Source organism: Saccharopolyspora sp. NPDC045941 (assembly GCF_056431445.1).
This window is the reverse complement of record NZ_JBWKKU010000063.1, coordinates 1-20,337: the sequence shown is the minus strand read 5'-3', so window position 1 is coordinate 20,337 and position 20,337 is coordinate 1. Positions and strand designations below refer to the sequence as shown.

General features: G+C 70.8%; 18 protein-coding genes and 1 riboswitch. Of the genes, 11 read left to right on the top strand and 7 right to left on the bottom strand.

Annotated features, from left to right (window positions below):
• Nucleotides 1-71 precede the first annotated feature (71 nt).
• Nucleotides 72-455 carry a VOC family protein gene (locus tag AC07FN_RS35915; RefSeq protein ID WP_478399648.1) on the bottom strand — a complete coding sequence of 128 codons (384 nt, stop codon included), beginning with the start codon at nt 453-455 and terminating at the stop codon, nt 72-74.
• Nucleotides 456-629: 174 nt separating this feature from the next.
• On the opposite strand from AC07FN_RS35915, the gene AC07FN_RS35910 reads away from it, so the two are divergent.
• Both AC07FN_RS35910 and AC07FN_RS35905 read left to right on the top strand, forming a co-directional pair.
• A complete protein-coding gene (locus AC07FN_RS35910) occupies nt 630-2,141 on the top strand; it encodes a helicase HerA-like domain-containing protein (protein WP_478399647.1) in 1,512 nt (503 codons plus the stop codon).
• Between the two features lie 43 nt (nt 2,142-2,184).
• Nucleotides 2,185-2,297: riboswitch (TPP riboswitch) on the top strand.
• Complete coding sequence (locus AC07FN_RS35905) at nt 2,288-3,613, top strand: purine-cytosine permease family protein (protein ID WP_478399646.1); 1,326 nt, start codon at nt 2,288-2,290, stop codon at nt 3,611-3,613. (Overlaps the previous riboswitch by 10 nt.)
• 8 nt (nt 3,614-3,621) lie before the next feature.
• Here the strand turns inward: AC07FN_RS35905 and AC07FN_RS35900 are convergent, their stop codons facing one another.
• Nucleotides 3,622-4,470 (bottom strand): helix-turn-helix transcriptional regulator, encoded by an 849-nt coding sequence (locus AC07FN_RS35900; protein WP_478399645.1) that lies wholly within the window; start codon nt 4,468-4,470, stop codon nt 3,622-3,624.
• A 128-nt stretch (nt 4,471-4,598) separates the two neighbouring features.
• Here AC07FN_RS35900 and AC07FN_RS35895 point away from each other — a divergent pair, with 128 nt between their 5' ends.
• Nucleotides 4,599-5,495, top strand: a complete 897-nt coding sequence (locus AC07FN_RS35895) for an MBL fold metallo-hydrolase (protein WP_478399644.1) — start codon at nt 4,599-4,601, stop codon at nt 5,493-5,495.
• A gap of 20 nt (nt 5,496-5,515) precedes the next feature.
• Nucleotides 5,516-6,931 carry a carboxylesterase/lipase family protein gene (locus AC07FN_RS35890; RefSeq protein ID WP_478399643.1) on the top strand — a complete coding sequence of 472 codons (1,416 nt, stop codon included), beginning with the start codon at nt 5,516-5,518 and terminating at the stop codon, nt 6,929-6,931.
• A gap of 135 nt (nt 6,932-7,066) precedes the next feature.
• Here the strand turns inward: AC07FN_RS35890 and ispH are convergent, their stop codons facing one another.
• The 4 genes from ispH to AC07FN_RS35870 all read right to left on the bottom strand — a co-directional run bounded on the left by ispH (nt 7,067) and on the right by AC07FN_RS35870 (nt 12,358).
• Nucleotides 7,067-7,993: a 4-hydroxy-3-methylbut-2-enyl diphosphate reductase gene (gene ispH, locus AC07FN_RS35885; RefSeq protein WP_478399642.1), complete on the bottom strand. Its 927-nt coding sequence runs from the start codon at nt 7,991-7,993 to the stop codon at nt 7,067-7,069.
• 265 nt (nt 7,994-8,258) lie between these two features.
• Nucleotides 8,259-9,302 (bottom strand): family 2 encapsulin nanocompartment cargo protein polyprenyl transferase, encoded by a 1,044-nt coding sequence (locus AC07FN_RS35880; RefSeq protein WP_478399641.1) that lies wholly within the window; start codon nt 9,300-9,302, stop codon nt 8,259-8,261.
• A 133-nt stretch (nt 9,303-9,435) separates the two neighbouring features.
• Nucleotides 9,436-10,833 (bottom strand): family 2B encapsulin nanocompartment shell protein, encoded by a 1,398-nt coding sequence (locus tag AC07FN_RS35875; protein ID WP_478399640.1) that lies wholly within the window; start codon nt 10,831-10,833, stop codon nt 9,436-9,438.
• A 94-nt stretch (nt 10,834-10,927) separates the two neighbouring features.
• Nucleotides 10,928-12,358 (bottom strand): family 2B encapsulin nanocompartment shell protein, encoded by a 1,431-nt coding sequence (locus AC07FN_RS35870; RefSeq protein WP_478399639.1) that lies wholly within the window; start codon nt 12,356-12,358, stop codon nt 10,928-10,930.
• 589 nt (nt 12,359-12,947) lie between these two features.
• Here AC07FN_RS35870 and AC07FN_RS35865 point away from each other — a divergent pair.
• The 5 genes from AC07FN_RS35865 to AC07FN_RS35845 all read left to right on the top strand — a co-directional run bounded on the left by AC07FN_RS35865 (nt 12,948) and on the right by AC07FN_RS35845 (nt 16,865).
• Entirely contained in the window at nt 12,948-13,208 is a 261-nt protein-coding gene (locus AC07FN_RS35865; protein ID WP_132495597.1) for a helix-turn-helix domain-containing protein, read from the top strand.
• The gene (locus tag AC07FN_RS35860; RefSeq protein WP_452613138.1) at nt 13,205-13,972 is read left to right on the top strand and encodes a bestrophin-like domain; all 768 of its coding nucleotides are present in this window, start codon (nt 13,205-13,207) and stop codon (nt 13,970-13,972) included. The genes AC07FN_RS35865 and AC07FN_RS35860 overlap by 4 nt, the downstream gene beginning before the upstream one ends.
• Before the next feature lie 20 nt (nt 13,973-13,992).
• Nucleotides 13,993-15,129, top strand: a complete 1,137-nt coding sequence (locus AC07FN_RS35855) for a DUF6923 family protein (RefSeq protein ID WP_478399638.1) — start codon at nt 13,993-13,995, stop codon at nt 15,127-15,129.
• A 170-nt stretch (nt 15,130-15,299) separates the two neighbouring features.
• Nucleotides 15,300-16,304 (top strand): cation diffusion facilitator family transporter, encoded by a 1,005-nt coding sequence (locus AC07FN_RS35850; RefSeq protein WP_478399637.1) that lies wholly within the window; start codon nt 15,300-15,302, stop codon nt 16,302-16,304.
• 75 nt (nt 16,305-16,379) lie between these two features.
• Nucleotides 16,380-16,865, top strand: coding sequence for an amidase family protein (locus AC07FN_RS35845; RefSeq protein ID WP_478399636.1), 486 nt, complete (start codon nt 16,380-16,382; stop codon nt 16,863-16,865).
• Between the two features lie 110 nt (nt 16,866-16,975).
• Here AC07FN_RS35845 and AC07FN_RS35840 read toward each other — a convergent pair whose 3' ends face one another.
• Nucleotides 16,976-17,776 carry a nucleoside phosphorylase gene (locus AC07FN_RS35840; RefSeq protein WP_478399635.1) on the bottom strand — a complete coding sequence of 267 codons (801 nt, stop codon included), beginning with the start codon at nt 17,774-17,776 and terminating at the stop codon, nt 16,976-16,978.
• A 186-nt stretch (nt 17,777-17,962) separates the two neighbouring features.
• On the opposite strand from AC07FN_RS35840, the gene AC07FN_RS35835 reads away from it, so the two are divergent.
• Complete coding sequence (locus tag AC07FN_RS35835; RefSeq protein ID WP_478399634.1) at nt 17,963-19,198, top strand: MFS transporter; 1,236 nt, start codon at nt 17,963-17,965, stop codon at nt 19,196-19,198.
• 259 nt (nt 19,199-19,457) lie between these two features.
• Complete coding sequence (locus AC07FN_RS35830; RefSeq protein WP_478399633.1) at nt 19,458-20,129, top strand: DUF998 domain-containing protein; 672 nt, start codon at nt 19,458-19,460, stop codon at nt 20,127-20,129.
• Nucleotides 20,130-20,337 lie beyond the last annotated feature (208 nt).

Here is a 20,337-nt window from a genome sequence, read left to right as displayed (position 1 = left end):
ACGCGCGCGCGAGCGCGCTGGGCGGCTGCCGCGGCCCAACGCGCTCTCCGTGCTTGACCAGGGGGAATCTGCTACCGGCCGCTGCCGTAGGGTTTGGTGAGGATCTCCAGGACGTGGCCGTCGGGGTCGTCGAAGTAGACGCCGCGACCGCCGTCCCGGGTGTTGATCTCACCCGCCTCCTGGTGCGCCGGGTCGGCCCAGTACGGCAGCTCCTGCGCCTTGATCCGCCCGAAGATCTCGTCGAACTCCTCGTCGCTGACCAGGAACGCGTAGTGCTGCGGGACGATCTTCTCGTCGGTCTCCAGGTAGTCCAGCGTGACGTCGTTGCACGTCTGGACGCACATGAACGGGCCGAACGGTTCCGGGTCCGGGAGGCCGAGCAGGTCGGCCACGAACCGAGCGTGGGCGACCTTGTCGGACGTGGCGACGATGGTGTGGTTGAGCTGGACGGGCATGGTGTTCTCGCCTTCCTCGTCGTGTTCCGCTGTTCCCGAGGCTAGGAGTTACACCAAGGTCGAGGTCAATACCGGCCCTTGCTGGTATCGCTCGTCCGGGTGGCGCGTCGCCCGGACGGGTCCCCGGCGGCTTAGCGTCGAGCTGGTGGGAACCGGCGAGGATCGGAGGGCGCGGTGGCGGGCAACGCGGCACAGGAGATCGCTTCGGGCTACGCGACCGAAGGCGCGGCGGTCGAGCTGGGCGCGGTGGTCGTCGACGGCTCGGTGGATGCCGCTGCCGCCGTGCGGATCCCGCTGGCGACGATGAACCGGCACGGCCTGGTGGCGGGCGCGACCGGCACGGGCAAGACGAAGACGCTGCAGCTGCTGGCCGAACAGCTGTCCGACGCGGGCGTGCCGGTGCTGCTGGCCGACGTCAAGGGCGACCTCTCCGGCCTGTCCGCTCCCGGGGAGGGCGGGGGCAAGGTGGCGGCCCGCGCCGCCGAGGTCGGCGATGACTGGCGGCCCGCGGCGTTCCCCGTGCAGTTCCTGTCGCTGGGCACCGGCGGTCGGGGCGTGCCGATCCGCGCGACCGTGACCGGCTTCGGGCCGCTGCTGCTGGCGAAGGTGCTCGGCCTGAACGCGACGCAGGAGTCGACGCTGGGCCTGATCTTCCACTGGGCCGACGAGCGCGGGCTGGCGCTGCTGGACATCAAGGACCTGCGCTCGGTGATCCAGTACCTGACCAGCGACGAGGGGAAGGCCGAGCTCAAGGGCATCGGCGGGGTCTCGGCCGCCAGCGCGGGCGTGATCCTGCGGGCACTGTCCAATTTGGAGGCCCGGGGTGGGGACGAGTTCTTCGGCGAGCCGGAGCTGGCGGTCGCAGACCTGCTCCGGCAGGTCGACGGCAGGGGCGTGGTGAACCTGCTGGAGCTCGACGACGTGCAGGCCGACCCGGTGCTGTTCTCGACGTTCCTGATGTGGCTGCTGGCCGAGCTGTTCGAGGAGCTGCCGGAGGCCGGCGACCTGGACCGGCCGAAGCTGGTGTTCTTCTTCGACGAGGCGCACCTGCTGTTCAGCGACGCGTCCAAGGCGTTCCTGGAGCGCATCGAGCAGACCGTCAAGCTGATCCGGTCCAAGGCGGTGGGCGTGTTCTTCTGCACGCAGCTGCCCACTGACTTGCCCAACGCGGTGCTCTCCCAGCTGGGCGCCCGGGTCCAGCACGCCATCCGGGCGTTCACCCCGGACGACCAGAAGGCCCTGGCGCGCACGGTGAAGACCTACCCGACGACCGAGCACTACGAGCTCGACGAGGCGCTGACGTCGCTGGGCATCGGAGAGGCGATCGTGACGGTGCTCTCCGAGACCGGTGCGCCGACGCCGGTCGCGTGGACGCGGCTCCGCGCGCCCCGCTCGCTGATGGGCGCGATCGGCGAGGACGCGGTGCGAGCCGCCGCCGCTTCATCCGATCTGCACGGGAAGTACGAGCAGACCGTCGATCGGGAATCCGCCTACGAACTCCTGGCGAAGAAGGTCGCCGCCGCGCCCGAGACGCGGGAAAAGTCTGGAGTACCGGAAAAGTCGGAAGCGTCGGGATTCCTGGAGAAGGCGATGGACAATCCCGCGGTGCGGTCGTTCTTCCGCTCGGCGGCGAGCGCGCTGGGGCGGGAGATCACCCGCGGCCTGTTCGGCAACCGCCGTCGGTGACCCGGCTGGCATCGGTCACCTGATCGGGGTAGGGTGTCGCCGACTCAATCCACGCGGGAGCTCGGGCGCACCGGGCTGAGAGGGTGGCACCACAGCGCCACCGACCGCAGAACCTGTCCGGATAATGCCGGCGTAGGGAGCTGTTGATGGCGCTTGACGTCGATCGTGCCGAAGTTCCGCACACCCTGGACGAACCGGCACCGAAGACGCTCGGCGTGCTCGACCAGGGCGCGTTCTGGGGCAACCTCGGGGTGAGCCTGCTCGGCTTCAGCGGCGCGCTGGCCGTGCTCGCGCCGGCCGGCGTGCCGCAGCTGTCGTTCGCCGCCGCCGTCACCGCGTGCGTGGTGGGCACCGTGATCGGCAGCATCATGGTCGGCCTCGCGGCCGTTCCGGGAGCACGCACCGGCGCCCCGGCGATGATGTTGCTGCGCGGCCTGTTCGGCACCAAGCTGTCGTACCTGCCGACGGTGCTGAACATCCTGCAGCTGATCGGCTGGGGAACCTTCGAACTCCTGGTCATCGCGCAGGGCGCGGAGGCGTTGTTCGGCGGCGGCCCGCACTGGTTGTACGTGCTGGTGGCCGGTGCGCTGACCACCGTGCTCACGTTGCGCCCGCTCGGCGCGCTGCGCCTGCTGCGCCGCTACGTCAGCATCGCGGTGGCGATCGCGATGGTGTACTTCTTCGTCCAGCTGCTGCGGCAGCCGCTGCCGGACATGAACACCGGTTCCTGGCAGGGCTTCTGGCCCGGCGCGGACGCCGCGCTGGCGGTCGCGGTGTCCTGGATCCCGGTCGCCTCGGACTACTCGCGGCACTCGAAGTCGGTGTCCGGCGCGTTCACGGCCGCGACGGTGGGCTACTCGGTCACCCAGATCGCCTGCTACCTGCTGGGGCTGATCGGGCTGGCGATGGTGGCCGGCGACGCGGACAAGGTGTTCGACCCGATGCTCGCGGTGCCGCTCGGGGTGATCTTCTTCGGCATCCTGGTGCTGCGCGAGGTCGACCAGTCCTTCGCCAACACCTACTCGACCGCGGTCTCCATCCAGAACCTGCGGCCCAGCGCCGACCGCCGGGTGCTGTGCGTGATCATCGGGTCGTTGATCACGCTGCTCGCGCTGACCCTGGACATCGCGGAGTTCTCGAACTTCCTGCTGCTGATCGGCTCGGTGTTCGTGCCGATGTTCGGCGTGCTGGCGGTGGACTACTTCCTGCACGGCCGCCGCCGCAGCTACGACCTGTCCGCGCAGGCCCCGTCCCGCTGGGGCATGCTGCTGGCCTGGTTCCTGGGCTTCGCGGCGTTCCAGCTGATCAACCCGGGCGAACTCGGCTGGTGGAGCCAGTTGTGGACCGGTTTGCGGGACGCGCTCGGCTTCACCGTCCCGGCGTGGATGAGCGCCGCGCTCACGTCGTTCGTCGTGGCCGCCCTCGCGGCCGCGATCATCGGCGCCTTCCGCCGCCGCGGCGCGGAGAGCTGAGACGCACGCTAATCCCGCGTACGCATCGCGAGCAGCTTGATCGCGTTCTCCGCACCGGAGCCGTCCGCGGTCGTGACCACGACCACGGACTGCTCCGGCGAGCGGGCCGGCACGAGGATCTGCTGCGCGACCGCGAGCGCGCCCACCAGCGGATGACGCAGCTCGTATTCGTCCGCTTCGCAGGGCTTGACTCGGTGATCGCTCCACAGCGCCGCGAATTCCGGGCTCTTCATGGACAGTTCGCCGACGAGCGAGGCCAGCAGGGCGTCTTCGGGATGCCGCCCCGCGACCTGCCGGAGGTTGCCGACCACGGCGCGCGCCTTGCGCTGCCAGTCCGCGTAGAGGTCGCGGGTGTGCGGGTCGAGGAACAGCATCCGGGCCAGGTTCGGCCGGTCCGCCGGGCGTTCCGGAGCGGTTCGGTCGAGGTGCCCGGCCAGCAGTGCGTGGCCCAGCGCGTTCCAGGCCAGCACGTCGGTCCGCCTGCCGAGGACCAGCGCGGGCACGGCCCCGAACGACCGCAGCAGGTCGCGGGTCAAGGGGTCGAGCCGTTCCAGCGGAGGGCGGCGCTGCGGCCGGGGACGTTGCGCGGCGAGCTGGTGGAGGTGTTCGCGCTCGTGCTCGTCGAGCCGCAGGGCTCCGGCGAGGGCATCCAGGATCGCGTCGGAGGCGTTGACCGACTGGCCCTGCTCCAGGCGCGTGTAATAGGACACGCTCACCCCGGCCAGCTGCGCCAGTTCCTCCCGCCGCAACCCCGCCACGCGTCGCCGCTCGTGGAACTCGGGCAGGCCGACGTCGTCGGGGCGCAGGCGCGCACGCCGTGCCCGGAGGAACTCGCCCAGCAAGCCAGGAACACCCATACCCGCAGTATCCGCCGCGCTCGGCCGGTGAGCCTGACCCTGCCGGGGGTAGGCGAACACGGGTCTGGCCGGTCGGCGCACCGGGGTCGCACGGTGGACGGAACACCAGCGAACACCCCGGAGGGAACATGCGCGAAATCGTGCTGGGCGACGTCACGATCACCCGGGTCGTGGAGTACTTCGGTCCGGTCGAGATGCCGCCGGACACCTTCTTCCCGGAGAGTCCCGAAGGCGCCTGGAACGCTCCCTGGCTCGCCCCGGACTTCCTCGACCCGCACACCGGCGATTGCATGTCGGCCATCCAGACGTGGCTGCTGCGCAGCGAGGGCAGGACGATCCTGGTCGACACCGGCGTCGGCAACCACAAGGAGCGGCCGTACTCGCCGGTGTGGAGCCACCTGAACACCGACTTCCTCGGCGATCTCGCCAGGGCCGGGGTGCGGCCGGAGGACGTGGACCTGGTGATCAACACGCACCTGCACGTGGACCACGTCGGCTGGAACACCTACCTCGACGGCCGCAGCTGGGTGCCGACGTTCCCCAACGCCACCTACCTCATGCCCCGGGCCGACTTCGAGTTCTGGAACCCGGCGAACGGCCATCGGCCGAACCTGGGCCGCGGCAACCAGAACGTCTTCGAGGACAGCGTCGCGCCGGTGCACGAGGCCGGGCTCGCGGTGCTGTGGGAGGACGGCTACCGGATCGACGCGAACCTGCGGCTGGACCTCGCGCCCGGGCACACCCCTGGTTCGTCGGTGGTCACGCTCGAATCCGGCGGCGACCGCGCGCTGTTCGTCGGCGATCTGCTGCACACCGCCCTGCAGTTCGTCGAACCCGACACCAACAGCTGCTTCTGCGAGGACCCGGCCCGGGCCAGGGCCACGCGGCGGCGGCTGCTCGGCTGGGCCGCCGACGCGAACGCGCTGGTGCTGCCCGCGCACCTCGGCGGTCACGGCGGTGCCGAGGTCGTCCGCGAGGGCGACCGGTTCGCCATCGGGGGATGGGCCCCGTTCGCCCGAATCTGACGGAAGAACAGGAGAAACGGGTGTCCGACCCGATCGTCACCACCACCGCGGGAGCCGTCCGCGGCCGCGCCGACGGCGACGCGCACGTCTTCCTCGGCATCCCCTACGCCGCACCGCCGACCGGCGCCGCCCGGTTCGCCGCGCCGGCGCCGCACGAACCGTGGCAGCACGTCCGGGACGCGACGTTGCCCGGGCCGACCGCGCCCCAACCGCGCCGGGACGGCTTCGGGGCGCTCAACATGTCGCCCTACTTCGGGCCCGGCTGGATTCGCGGCGAGGACTACCTGACCGTCAGCGTGTGGGCGCCGCCGGACGCCCGGAACAGCCCGGTCATGGTCTTCGTGCACGGCGGCGGGTTCATCACCGGCTCCACCCGCTCGCCGCTGCACGACGGAACGGCTTTCGCCCGCGACGGCGTGGTGCTGGTGGCCCTCAACTACCGGCTGGGCATCCCGGGGTTCCTCGACCTCCCCGGCGCGCCGGCCAACCGCGGACTGCTCGACGTGGTGGCCGCGCTGCGCTGGGTGCGGGACAACATCGCCGAATTCGGCGGCGATCCGGGCAACGTCACGCTGTTCGGCCAGTCCGCCGGCGCGACGATCACGAGCGGTGTTCTCGCCAGTCCGGAAGCGGAGGGCCTGTTCCACCGCGCCATCGTGCAGAGCGGAAACGGGCTGGGCGCGTTCTCCAGGGAGCAGGCGGCTCGGGTCACGCGCGCCGCAGCGGACGCACTGGGCATCGAGCCGACCGTCGCGGATTTCGCCCGGGTGCCGGACGAACGGTTCGTCGACGCGCCGCTCGGCGGTTTGGACCTGCGGACCAGCACCCGGTTCGACCCGCTGCTCGGGCTCAGCGCGTTCAGCCTGGTGCTGGACCGCCAGCCCGCCGAAGCAGTGGCAGACGGGGCCGGCGCCGAGGTCGCGCTCATCGTCGGCACGAACACCGAGGAGGGCAATCTCTACCTTGCGCCGCAAGGAAGAACGACTACCTCGACCGACGATGACGTGCACGACGTCGCGGCCCGGGTGCACGCCGACCCCGCCGCGCTGGTCGCTCAGCACCGGGCGCGGCACCCGCGAGCGAGCCCCGGCGAGCTGCGTTCGGCGATCATGGGCGACGCGCTGTTCGGGGCGGGAAGCCGCCGGCTCGCCGAGGCGCACGCGGCACGCGGGCGGGGCCCGACCTACACCTACGAGTTCGCCTGGCGATCGTCCGCAGTGGACGGAACTCTCGGCGCGGCGCACGCGGTGGAACTGCCGTACGTGTTCGACCGCCTGGACCTTCCCGCCTTGCGCGGCCCCCGTGGACTGCTCGGCCCGGCGGAGCCGTCCGCGGCGCTGGCCGAGTGCATGCACGGGGCGTGGGTACGCTTCGCCCGGACCGGCGATCCCGGCTGGGCACCGCCGGAAACCCGCCGCTTCACGGGGCAGGAGTGACTTGGGAGTCCTTTCGAACCAGCTCCTCCCGAAGGTGCCCGGTGCCGGCCAGGCTGGCGATTTCGCGCGAAATCGTCGCCTGCGGTGGGGGCGGCCAGGTCTCACGAGCGTCCGCACCTTCGTTCTGGAACGCCCTCAGCGCAGGGGCGCCGGGAGTTCGAAGTGGACCTTCTCCCGGGTCATCTCGTGCTCGATGACCGTGGTCGGGGCGAGGTGGTCGATGACGTCCTCGACCAGGCCCGGCGGGGCCGAGGCGCCCGCGGTGAGGCCGATCGTGCCGACGCCGGACAGCCAGGCCGGCTGGATGTCGCCGGCGTCGTCGATGAGGTGGGCAGGCGTCCCCTGGCGACGCGCCAGCTCTACCAGGCGCTGGGAGTTCGAGGAGTTGGCCGAGCCGACCACCAGCACCAGGTCGCACTCCCCGGCGATCGCCGACAGCGCGTCCTGCCGGTTGGTGGTGGCGTAGCAGATGTCCTCCGACGACGGGCCGCGCAGCGCCGGGAAGCGGTCGCGCAGCGCGGCGACGATGCCGGCCGTCTCGTCGACGGCGAGGGTGGTCTGCGTCAGGTAAGACACCCGCTTCGGGTTCGGCACCTCGACGTCGGCGACGTCCTCGACGGACTCCACCAGGACCGTCTGGCCGGGCACCTCACCGAGCGTGCCCTCCACCTCTTCGTGTCCACTGTGGCCGATGAGCAGGAGGGTGTCGCCGCGCCCTGCGAACCGCCGCGCCTCGGCGTGCACCTTCGCCACCAGCGGGCAGGTGGCGTCGATGACCGCCATGCCGCGCCGGTCCGCTTCCGACCGCACGGCGGGGGAAACGCCGTGCGCGGAGAAGACCACGGTGGCGCCGTCGGGCACCGCGTCGAGCTCCTCGACGAACACCGCGCCGCGGTCCTCCAGGTCGGCGACCACGTGCGTGTTGTGCACGATCTGCTTGCGGACGTAGATCGGGCCGCCGCGGAGCGCGAGCGCCTGTTCCACGATCTCGATGGCGCGGTCGACTCCGGCGCAGAACGAGCGCGGCGCCGCGAGCAGCACCGTGCGCTGTTGACTCGGCATGACTGCACTCCAATGTCGGTCGGCTGAACCCCGGTGCCGGACCGCCGCGCCCCGCGGTCGGTTCGGCACCGGGCGTCAGTGTCTGTTTTGAAGCGGCGGTAGCCGCTTGCGGTGCGGGACTCAGCTTGCGCCGCCGCGGGTTCTCAGGGGCGCCTCGCGAGGACGGCCCCGGCGCCGTGTATTGGACAGTCGGGGATCCCGGAGTGAGGCGGCCCCTGAGGTTCCGCTGCCCGCACCGCTACGCAAATCGCATTGGGCACACTCTCTAGTGGTCGCGGCGGGTGACCAGGTGGGCTAGAGCGTCGAGTTCTTCGGCCGCGCGCGGCGCCGGGTCGCAGCGGCGCAGGTCGCTGAGGGCTGAAGCGAGCAGGTCGTCGGCCTGGTGCTGGCTCCAGGTGCGGCCGCCGGCCAGCGCGATCAGCTCCGCGGCCTGGGCCAGGTCACTGCCGGACAGCGGCTGATCGCGGAGGTAGATCGCGGCCAGCCGCTGACCGGCCGGCGTGCCGGAGGTCAGCGCGGAGACCACCGGCAGGGTCTTCTTGCGGGTGCGCAGGTCGGAGAACACCGGCTTGCCGGTGATCGCCGGATCGCCCCAGATGCCGAGCAGGTCGTCGACGTGCTGGAACGCCAGGCCCAGTCGCTCGCCGTAGCTGCGCATCCGGGCGATCTGCTCGGCCGATCCGCCGCCGAACGTCGCGCCCAGCGCGCAGGCGCAGCCCAGCAGCGCCCCGGTCTTGTCCCGGGCCATCCGCTGGCACTCGGCCAGTTCCACGTTGCGCCGGTCCTCGAAGGCGAGGTCCGCGGTCTGGCCGTTGATCAGGTTCAGCACGGCGGTGCTCAACGTCCGCACCGCGGCGGCGGCCTCGGGATGCCGGCACGCGCCCAGCACGTCGGAGGCCAGCGACAGCAGGGCGTCGCCGGCGAGGATGGCCGGGCCGCTGCCGAACACGGTCCACGCCGTCGGACGATGTCGCCTCGTGACGTCGCCGTCCATCACGTCGTCGTGCAGCAGCGAGAAGTTGTGCGCCAGCTCCACCGCGACGGCCGCGGGCACCGCAGCCGCGGGATCGCCGCCGACGGCGGCGGCGGAGAGCAGCACCATCGTGGGCCGCAGCGCCTTGCCCCGGTCGGCGCGGACCGGGTTGCCGCGCTCGTCCAGCCAGCCGAGGTGGTAGCCGGATATCTGCTGCATGCGAGTGGGCAACCGGTCGACCGCGGCCCGCAGGGCGGGCTCGACCATCGTGCGGCTGCGCGTGAGCGCTTCGTAGGCCGTACCCGCCCGGTTGGCGTCCTGCTGAATCGTGGCCATCCGACTTCCCTTCGACAAAAAGCGGTAATTCCAGGCTCGCTTTGCGTGGCGGTGTGTCCAAGAGGACGGTGCGGTGTTCCGGACTCGTTTCGAGCACCGGTCACGAGGTGGTTCGCCGCGTCCGAACGCGGTGTCAGCGGGTGATTTCGACGTTCTCGAGCACGCCGAGGGCGTCGGGGACCAGGACCGCGGCGGAGAAGTAGGCGCTGACCAGGTAGGAGATGATCGCCTGCTCGTTGATGCCCATGAACCGGACGTTGAGCCCGGGCCGGTACTGGTCGGGGATGCCGGTCTGCTGGAGGCCGATGACGCCGTGGTCGTCCTCGCCGGTGCGCAGCGCCAGGATCGAGCTGGTGCCGCGATCGCTGATCGGGATCTTGTCGCTGGGCAGGATCGGCACGCCCCGCCAGGCGTGCACCTGGCGGCCCTCCGCCTCGGCGGTCGCCGGGTAGATGCCGCGCCGGTTGCACTCCCGGCCGAAGGCCGCGATGGTCCGCGGGTGGGCCAGGAAGAACCGGGTCTTGCGGCGGCGGGAGAGCAGTTCGTCGAGGTCGTCGGGGGTGGGTGGGCCGGTGCGGGTGTGGATGCGCTGGCGGAGGTCGGCGTTGTGCAGCAGGCCGAAGTCGCGGTTGTTGATCAGCTCGTGCTCCTGCCGCTCGCGCAGGGCCTCGATGGTCAGCCGCAGCTGCTGCTCGGTCTGGTTCATCGGCTGGTTGTAGAGGTCCGCGACGCGGCTGTGCACGCGGAGGATCGCCTGCGCGACGTTGAGTTCGTACTCGCGCGGCGCGAGCTCGTAGTCCACATAGGTCCCGGCGAGGGTCTGCTCACCGGAGTGGCCGGAGGAGATCTCGATGTCCGCCTCGCCGTGCTTGTTCTGCGCCGGCGCCGGGTTGCCGCGGATGGCGGCGATGTGCGCCCGCAGCCGGTCGAACTGGTTGTTCACCGCTTGCAGGGCCTGGGTGTTCAGCGTCAGGGCGATGCACGGGGTGACCGCCTTGTACGTGTGGTGCCACGCGGCCTGGTCCTCGGCCAGCACGTGCGCGCCGAAGAACTCGCCGTCGGCGAGCACGTCCAGCACGGTGTCGTCGCCGTATTCGCCGGTGCCGATCTTGTTGACCTTGCCGTGCGCGATGAGCACGACCTGGTCGGCGGCCTGGCCGGCGGTGGCGATCACCTGGCCCGGCTCGAACTCCTGCTGCACGAACCGGTCGGCCAGCGCGCCCAGCACCGAATCGTCGTCGAAACCGCGCAGCAGCGGCAGTTCGCCGAGCTCCTGCGGGATGACCCGCACGTTCGCGCCGGTGTTGGTGAAGGTGATCCGCCCGTCCCCGACGGCGTAGGTCAGCCGGCGGTTGACCCGGTAGGTGCCCGCCGAGATGTCCACCCACGGCAGCATTCGCACCAGCCACCGCGAGGTGGTGCCCTGCATCTGCGGGACGGACTTGGTCGTGGAGGCCAGGTTCCGCGCCGCCGCGGTGCCGAGGCTCTGCGCGGCCTGCTCGACGCCGAGGTCCGGCTCTGTCACGGTCACGATGTCACTTCTCCTTGCGCTGCTCGGCGGAAAGGTCTTCGGCGGGCCCGGAGCGGGCGGGTCGCGGCCACCCGCTCCGGGGGCTGTGCGTCGCTCAGCTCTCCCTGCCGAGTTCGACGTGTTCGAGCACTCCGATCGCGTCCGGCACCAGAATCGCCGCCGAGTAGTAGGCGCTGACCAGGTAGGAGATGACGGCCTGCTCGTTGACGCCCATGAAGCGCACGGACAGGCCGGGCCGGTACTCGTCCGGGATGCCGGTCTGGTGCAGGCCGATGACGCCCTGGCTCTCCTCGCCGGTGCGCATCAGCAGGATGGAGCTGGTGCGGGTGTCGCCGACGTGCAGCTTGTTGCACGGCAGGATCGGCACGCCGCGCCACGCCGGCACCTGGTGGCCGCCCAGATCGATGCTCTGCGGGTAGATGCCGCGTTTGCTGCACTCGCGGCCGAAGGCGGCGATGGCCCGCGGGTGCGCGAGGAAGAACCCGGGGTCCTTCCACACGAGCGTCAGGAGCTCGTCGAGGTCGTCGGGGGTGGGCGGACCGGTGCGGGTGTGGATGCGCTGGCGGAGGTCGGCGTTGTGCAGCAGGCCGAACTCGCGGTTGTTGATCAGCTCCTCCTCCTGCCGCTCGCGCAGGGCCTCGATGGTCAGCCGCAGCTGCTGCTCGGTCTGGTTCATCGGCTGGTTGTAGAGGTCCGCGACTCGGCTGTGCACCCGCAGAACCGTTTGCGCGACGCTGAGTTCGTACTCGCGCGGCGCGAGCTCGTAGTCCACATAGGTCCCGGACAGCGTCGGCTCGCCCGAGTGCCCCGAGGCGATCTCGATGTCCGCCTCGCCGTGCACGTTGTGCGCGCCCTTCGGGGCGGACAGCGCGTTGCGGATGTGCTCACGCAGCGCCTCGGAGCTGCCGTTCATGTCCCGGAACACCTGCTGGCGCAGGAAAAGCACGGTGCAGGGCGTGACCGCCTTGTAGGTCGCCTGCCAGGTGGTCGAGTCGCCGGCCAGGACGTGCGCGCCGAAGTACTCGCCGTCGGCGAGCACGCCGAGCACGGTGTCGTCGCCGTATTCGCCGGTGCCGATCTTGTTGACCTTGCCGTGGGCGATGAGCACGACCTGGTCGGCGGCCTGGCCGGCGGTGGCGATCACCTGGCCCGGCTCGACCTCCCGCTGCACGAAGCGATCCGCGAGCGCACCGAGCACCGCGTCGTCGTCGAATCCCCGCAGCAGCGGGAGTTCGCGCAGTTCCTGCGGGATGACCCGGACCTCGGCGCCGGTGTTGGTGAAGGTGACCCGGCCATCGCCGAGGGTGTAGCTGAGGCGGCGGTTGACGCGGTACGCGCCGCCGGCGGCCTGCACCCATGGCAGCATCCGCAGCAGCCAGCGCGAGGTGATGCCTTGCATCTGCGGGACGGACTTGGTCGTGGTGGCCAGGTTCCGGGCCGCCGCCGTGCTCAGGCTCAACTGCGGCGCATCGCCGTCGTCGGTGTTGAGCGGTTCCGTCACAGTCACGCCAATACCACCAATCATCTCTGTTCGTAAAGAGGCGAGCAGGAAATGCTGAACCGTGATTGTTCAGGGAATTGTGAGTTGTCCGAATTGAAATGTCCCGGTGGTTATACTCGCCGGTTCTGCGGCATCGATTCTCGTTGCCGACGGCGACGTTAGCACCAGTGATCACGACCGTACAGTCACCCGAACGTGCTTCGTGTGTCGGTCAGACCCGGCGCAAATGTCGCACTGCGGATATCACCTGAATTGCCTCTTGTGTGGAACGCAGCGTGATCATCTGCCGCATTCGTTCCGATATTCGGTGGTTTCGCGACTCGTGTGCATCAATCGCGAGCGCGATATTCGGAATATTCCGGCGGGCGATTGCTCCGGGTGGGCGACGAATCCTGTGATCCCGGATTCCACGAATCGGGTTATCTGTTTTCCGGTGGTGCGGTAGTACTGTTCGGGCCACGTCGAAACAGAGATCTTCGGCGGTTCTTCTTCGGGAATTCTGAAAATTCGTCGGCCGGGCGTTACCGGCGTCCAGGCTCGAGTTTGGGAGGCGGCGGATCGTGTGCGAGTGCGGCGTCCAGTCGATCGGAGCAGGTCGGGGGGAGATGTCGTCGTGAAGTGGAACCTGCGGCTCGTCGCGGCGCAGCGGGGCATCTGGAAGGCCACCGAGCTGCAGCGGCAGCTGGCCGAGCACGGGCTGGTCATCTCCGCCGGGAAGATGTCCGGGCTGTGGTCTAAGACCCCGGCCAGCCTGAAGCTGGACGACCTGGAGATCATCTGCTCGGTGCTCGGGTGCAACGTCGGCGACCTGCTGGTGCCGGAACCCAGAAAGGTCGTGGTGCGCGGAGGATCCGCCGCCGGAGGTGCGGAATGAGCATCTACCTCAGCGGTCTGATCTGGGTGCTCAGCGCGTCAGTGGCCGCCGCGGTGATCGGCTACCTGGTGCGCAGGCTCGGCCAGGACGAGGGGCGCCCCAGCAACAACGACGCGGCCGGGCAGGTCTTCACCATCGTCAGTGGCCTGCAAGCGGTGGTGCTCGCCTTCGTGCTGGTGACGCTGTTCGACACCGTGACCGACGCGCGGGAGGGCGCCTACCGCGAGGCGCAGGCCCTGGTTTCGGTTTCCTGGGCGGTGGATTCGCTGCCCGCCCCGACCGGGGACGAGGCGCGCGAGCTCAGCGTGCGGTACCTGCAGACGGTCGTCGGCGAGGAGTGGCCGGTCATGCAGCAGGGCGGGCAGGTGGTCGGGCCGGGCTGGGCGGAGCTCGACCGGCTGCGCGCGGCGGTGCTGCAGGCGCCGGCCGACGGAGAGTTCGAGGAGGGCCGCAAGACCGAGGCGATCACGGAGCTCGGCCAGGTCTACGAGGAGCGGCACGAGCGGGTCACGAGGGCCTTCGACCGCGGCGTGGTCGCGGTGGTGTGGTTCGTGCTGATCCTGGGCAGCGTGGTGTGCGTGCTGCTGCCGAACCTCTTCGGTGGCACCAGGTTGTTCCCGCACATCGTGCTGGTGTCCACATTGGCCGGTGCGCTGGCGCTGCTGCTGTTCGCGATCTTCCAGCTGCAGAACCCGTTCAGCGGCGGATCGCAGATCGGCCCGGACGCGTTCCTGTGGGCGCTAGAGCGGCTCGGTCGAAGTTGAGGTGGTGGCGGGCCGCGGCCGTGTCGGCTGCCTCGGCGGTCGCGGTGCTGGCGGCGTCGGTGGTGTGGGTGGTGTCCGCGGGCGCGGCTCCCGGATGCACTGTGCTGCAGGTGCGGAACTCTGCGCCGGGCTGGACTTCCGCGCTGTACCGGGTGTCGTTGCCCGCCGGGGAAAGCGTCCGGATCGGAGCCTTGGACCACCGGCTGAACGCGCTCGGGTACGTCCGTTCGCAGGGTCTGGTGTACGGCATGGCCGCGTCCGGTCCGTTCCCGGACGGTGCCCACGTGGTGACGCTGGACCGGTCCGGCCGGACGCACGACCTGGGTCCGGTGCGGGCCGGCCGCGCGGACACGCCCTGGTACCCGCTCACCGCGCCGACGGCCGGTGCGGTCAAGGGGAACCGCTGGTACGTGCGGCAGGGGTCCTACCTGTACGCGGTGGACGTCGACCCGACCCGCCCGACCTACCTGAGCGTGCTGGCGATGACCGCGATCCGGTCGCCGCACTGGCCGTTCGGGTTCGGCGACTTCGACGTCGACCCGGTGGACGGCGAGCTGTACGGGGTGTCGATGACCCACCGGGGCACGGCGGCGGTCGCGCGGCTGGACCCGGTCAGCGGGCGGGTCACCGAGCTGGCCGACGCGCCGGGCCTGCCGCCGAGCACCTACGGATCGGTGGCGATCGGCCCGGACCGGGCGCTGTACGTCACGGCCGACGAGGCCGGCGGGCTGTACCGCGTGGACCGGGACGGTTCGGTGGCGAAGCTGGCCGCCCTGCCGCCGACGCTGGGCTCGGACGCGTCCGGATGCCTGACTCGCGTCCCATCGCCCCAACCGCCGCCCCCGCCTTCGCCGCCCCAACCGCCGCCGACGACCTCGCCGCCGTCCACGACCGCATCCGCGACGCCATCGACGCCGCGGCCCACTCCGTCCCCGACTTCGGCGCCGCCCAGCCGGCGCCCGGCGCCTCCGAGCAGAACGGCTCCGCCCCCGCCGCCTCTCTTGCCGCCGCTGCCAGAACCGGGTGGCTACACGCCGACGACGCCGGAGCAGGGCGGCGGTACCGTCGGCCACGACACCGAGGAGAAGCGGCGCTGGGCCCTTGTCGCGCTGCTCCTGCTGATCGGCGGCAGCGCCGCAGTGCGCCGACTCCGCTGAAGGAGGTGCGTCGGGTCCGCACTCCCGACGGCGATAGGTCCACTTTGGACGTGATGGGCTTCCGCAAAAGGCATTCTCCTGCAACTGATTCCCAGTAGCAGTGTTGTCGCATGCCTGGTCGGCGGCCTATCGTTCGGGGGTGCCCCGCTCGCCGGACCGGAGGAGGTCACGTGGGTTCCACGCCGCACCACGGCCACGGCCACGGCCACCGCAGCGCTTGGGCGGGGTTGAAGCACGCGGTGACGCCGCACAGCCACGACGCCGCCGACGTCGTGGACGAACCGCTGGCGGCCAGCCGCAAGGGCATGCGGGCGCTGTGGATCTCCTTCGCGGCGCTGCTGGTCACCGCGATCGGGCAGGCCGTGCTGGTGGCCCTCACCGGCTCCGTCGCGCTGCTCGGTGACACCCTGCACAACTTCGCCGACGCGCTGACCGCGGTGCCGATCGCGGTCGCCTTCCTGCTCGCCCGGCGCGCGGCGACCCGCCGCTTCACCTACGGGCTCGGCCGCGCCGAAGACCTAGCCGGACTCGTCGTGCTCGCGGTGATCGCGGCGTCGGCGGCGCTGGCGGGCTGGGAGGCGATCCGGCGGATGGTCGACCCGCAGCAGGTCGAGCACCTGGGCTGGCTCGCGGCCGCCGGGCTGCTGGGCTTCGCCGGCAACGAGCTGGTCGCCCGCTACCGCATCCGGGTGGGCCGGGAGATCGGCTCGGCCGCCCTGGTCGCCGACGGCCTGCACGCGCGCACCGACGGTTTCACCAGCCTCGCCGTGCTCGGCTCGGCCGGCGGCGCCGCGCTCGGCTGGCGCTGGGCGGACCCCGCGATCGGTCTGCTGATCACGGCGGCGATCGCAGTGGTTCTCTGGGGCTCGGCGAAGGAAGTCCTCGGCCGGGTGCTCGACGCGGTGGATCCGGAGCTGGTCGGCCGGGCGGAGCTCGCGCTGGCCGGTGCGCCCGGGGTGCGCGCGGTGGGCGGGCTGCGGATGCGCTGGATCGGCCACGAACTGCACGCGGAGGCCGAACTGGACGTCGCCCCGGAACTCAGTCTCGCCGACGCGCACCGCGTCGCGCACGACGCCGAGCACCGCCTGCGGCACGCCCTGCTGCGGCTCGGCGGCGCGACGATCCACGCCCACCCGGCGGGCGCCGACCACGAGCTGGTCGCGCACCACCACTGATCCCGTTGTCACCCGGGAAGATCTACCGCCGCGCGCGGTCTCCTGCGTAGCCTCGCCTGGTCCGCGACGTGGGAGATGCTGCTGGGCAACGGGTTCGGCATGAACTGGCGCGGTGAGTACGTGACGAGCCTGATGACCGCGATGCGCGGCTGGCAGGACCGGGCCGACGAGTTCAGCGAATCGCTGAAGGCGTCGATGCTGGCCGGGAACCTGTTCCGGCGCCGCTACGGCGGCACCACCTACGCGAAGGCGCAGAACCTGGCTCGCGTCCTGACCGCCGCCTACGACGCGGCGCTGGCAGAGTTCGACGTGCTGGTCATGCCGACGCTGCCGATGAAGGCGACGCCGCTGCCGACCGCGGACGGCCCGCGCGAGCTGATCGTGCGGCGCTCGTTCGAGATGATCGGCAACGTCGCGCCGTTCGACGCGACCGGCCACCCGGCGCTGAGCCTGCCCTGCGGGAGCGGCGACGGCCTGCCGATCGGCATGATGCTCATCGGCCGCCACTGGGACGAAGCGACGCTCTACCGCGTCGCCCACGCCTACGAAACCGCCGCCTGACCCGCTGTCGAGGCGGTGCCCTGAGGAGGCTCGGCACTTGCTCTGGCGGCGATTTCACGCGAAATCGCCCACCCGCAAGCCACCGGGTGCCTTCGGGCTGAAGCGCTCCCTCAGGAGTCCGGAAGCAGGTCTTGCTCGCCGGAGTCCCGCCCGGCGAGGATGGTGGCCGCGATCGCCGCGACCCGAACGACGTCCAGCTGCGGATCGCGGTACTCCTCCAGCCACGCGTCGGTGGCGCGGTTGGCGTGCACCGCGAGGACCGCTCCGACCGACAAGCCGACCGCGCGCCCGACGGCGAGCACGGTTTCGGCCTCCATGTCCATCCCGTCGACGCCGGACCGCTCCACCTCGCGGATGCGTTCCGCGGCGCGGTCTTCCCAGCGCGGCAGCGGTCGGCCCTGGCCGAGGTAGTAGGAGTCGGTCGACAGCACGGTGATCGGACGGGACGGCCGGGCGAGGCGCCGGGCGGCGGTGGCCAGCGCCTCGGCGACGGCCGGGGTGGGCACCGCGTCCCCGTCCGGCAGGTAGTGGCGCGCCGCGCCGCTCTCGCGCCGGGCGCGCCGCACGATGCCGAGCGTGCCGGGCTCGATCTCCGGGCGCATCGCACCCATTCCTCCGATCCGGATCACCGTGCGCACGCCCAGCCCGGCCAGCTCCACGAGCGCGATCTCGGTGGATGGGCCGCCGATCCCGGTCGAGCAGACGCCGATCTCGACGCCGTCGAAAAGCCCGGTTCCGACGCGGAATTCCCGGTTCTGCCCGAGGACGCGGAAGGAGCTCAGCACCTCGGCGGCGAGGTCCACCCGCGCCGGATCGCCCGGCAGCAGGCAGATCTCCGGCAGTTCCCCGCGGCGGCACGGGAGGTGCGGCGGCCGGTCGCCGTCCCAGGGGTCCGCGGCTCGGCGCGCCATGAGCTGTCCTCCGAAGAGTGTCGTATGTCCAATATGGACTGTCCAAGCGGGAGTGATGCGCGCCTCGTCGGGCGCCCTCGGCCTTTACCCGCCGGGAAGTCCGGTGGATGCTGATGCCCGGCATCCGCACGGCGAAAATCTAGCACCGCAACGCGCCGTGCCCTTCCGCAGACCAGGAGTCGTCGAATGGGCCGACAGGTGACGCCTGCCCGCGAGCAGGACAGTTCCGATGAGCGACCGAGCCGCTACGCGAAGCAGGCAATGGTCGCATCCGCGGTCGGCTACGGCATCGACGGGATGGACAACCTCATCCTCGGCGTCGCGCTGACCGCGATCAGCCTCGACGTGGGGCTGTCCCAGACCGAGGCGGGCTCGCTGGCCACGGTGACGCTCATCGGTGCGGTGCTCGGCGGCGTGCTGTTCGGCATCCTGGGCGACTACTTCGGCAGGGTCCGGACGCTGACCTGGTCGGTGATCCTGTTCGCGGTGTTCACCGGCCTCACCGCGCTGGCGCAGGGATACCTCGACCTGGCGATCTACCGGTTCATCGCGGGAGTCGGGCTCGGCGGCGAGTTCGGCGTGGGCATGGCGCTGGTCGCCGAGACCTGGCCGGCGAAGATGCGGGCGCGGGCCACGTCGCTGGTCGGCGTCGGAGGCCAGGCGGGCGTGCTGGTCGGCACGCTGGCGGCCGGGCCGATCGTGACCGCGTGGGGCTGGCGGGCGCTGTTCGTGATCGGCGCGATCCCCGCGTTGATCGCGTTCGTGCTCCGCAACCGGCTCGCCGAACCGGAGGCGTTCACCAAGATCGAGCGCGAACGGCGGCGCTTCCCGCTGCGGCTGCTGTTCGCCGACGCGCGGACGACGCGGTCGAGCATCGCGCTGCTGGTGCTGTGCTCGGTGCAGACCTTCGGCTACTACGGCATCATGACCTGGCTGCCGACCTACCTGTCCAAGCAGTTCGGGTTCAGCCTCACCAAATCCGGCACCTGGACCGCGGTGACGGTGCTGGGCATGGCCGCGGGCATGTGGATCTTCGGGCAGCTCGCCGACCGGATCGGCCGCCGCCGCACGTTCTGGATCTTCCAGGCCGGGGCGATCCTGTCGGTGCTGGGCTACAGCCAGCTCACCGATCAGTACGCGCTGCTGGTCGGCGGTGCGATCATGGGCGTGTTCGTCAACGGCATGCTCGGCGGCTACGGGGCGCTGATGGCCGAGCTGTACCCGACGGCGGCGCGTGCGACCGCCGAGAACGTGCTGTTCAACCTCGGGCGCGCGGTCGGCGGCTTCGCGCCGATCGTGTTCGCGCTGATCGCCCAGTCGTCCAGCTTCGCGGTCGCCATCGCCTTCCTCGCGGTGCTGTACGCGGCGGACATGCTGATGATGTTCCTGCTACCGGACCGCAAGGGCGAAGCCCTCCGGTAGGACCCGAAACCCCCGCAGACGCGGCATACACACGTCAGGTCCGCAATTTCAATGGAAATCAGACCTCTGATTTCCATTGAAATTGCGGGAGTTGTCCACAGGAGTCGGCATGTCGGGCGACGACACGCCGGTGGTGCTCGTGGGCGGGGATTCCGGTTAGAGCCGGAAAAATCACTCACGACCCCCGTCCAGCGCGCGATGCCGCGCACCTGGCCAGGATGTTCATTGATATTGCAGCACCGGCGTAGGCTGTGCCGCCATGGCGGGGATTCGGCGCTTCGAGCGGGCTTTGCTCGGTTGCGGTGCGGTCGGCGCGGTGCTGTTCGTCGTGCTGTTCCTGGTGGAGGGCGCGTTCCGGGCGGGCTACAGCCCGCTGCGGCATCCGGTGAGTTCCCTGTCGATCGGGGAGTCCGGCTGGGTGCAGGCGGTGAACTTCATCGTCACCGGCCTGCTGCTCCTCGCCTTCGCCGTCGGACTGCGGCCCGCGCTGCGGAGGCTGGGCGGTGGCCGCTGGGCTCCGGTGCTGATCGGGCTGGTGGGAGCCGGGTTGATCGGCGCCGGGTTCTTCGCTGCGGACCCGATCAGCGGCTACCCGCCGGGCACGCCGCCGGTGACCGTCGTGCGAACCACGCACGGTGTGCTGCACGACCTCTTCTCGACACCGGTGTTCACGGCGCTGCCCGCGGCTTGCTGCGTGGTCGGCTACCGTCTCGCCCGCACCGGTCATCGGGCTTGGGCCGCCTACTCGATCGGCACCGCGGTCGTGTTCCTCATCGGATTCGCGCTGGCCGGCGCCGGATTCGCCCAGAATCCGGCGCTCATGCCGGTCGGCGGCCTCCTCCAACGCCTGACCCTCGTCGTCGGCTTCGGCTGGCTCGCGGCGCTCGCGATCGCCCTCCCGCGACTCCAGGGGATACCCGGCCCCGCGTGACGCGGGTGCCGGTTCTGCGGGAAACCACGCCGATGCGCGCCGGGTCGTGCTGGTCGTTCCGCAATTTCAATGGAAATCGGACCTCTGATTTCCATTGAGGTGATCTCAGTGGGATGGGGGCTGAGGTCTTGAGGTGGTGCGTGCTGGGGGGTTTGAAGAGAGTGGGCGTGGGGTCCTGGTAGAAGAGGTCTCACCACAAGATCGTCTT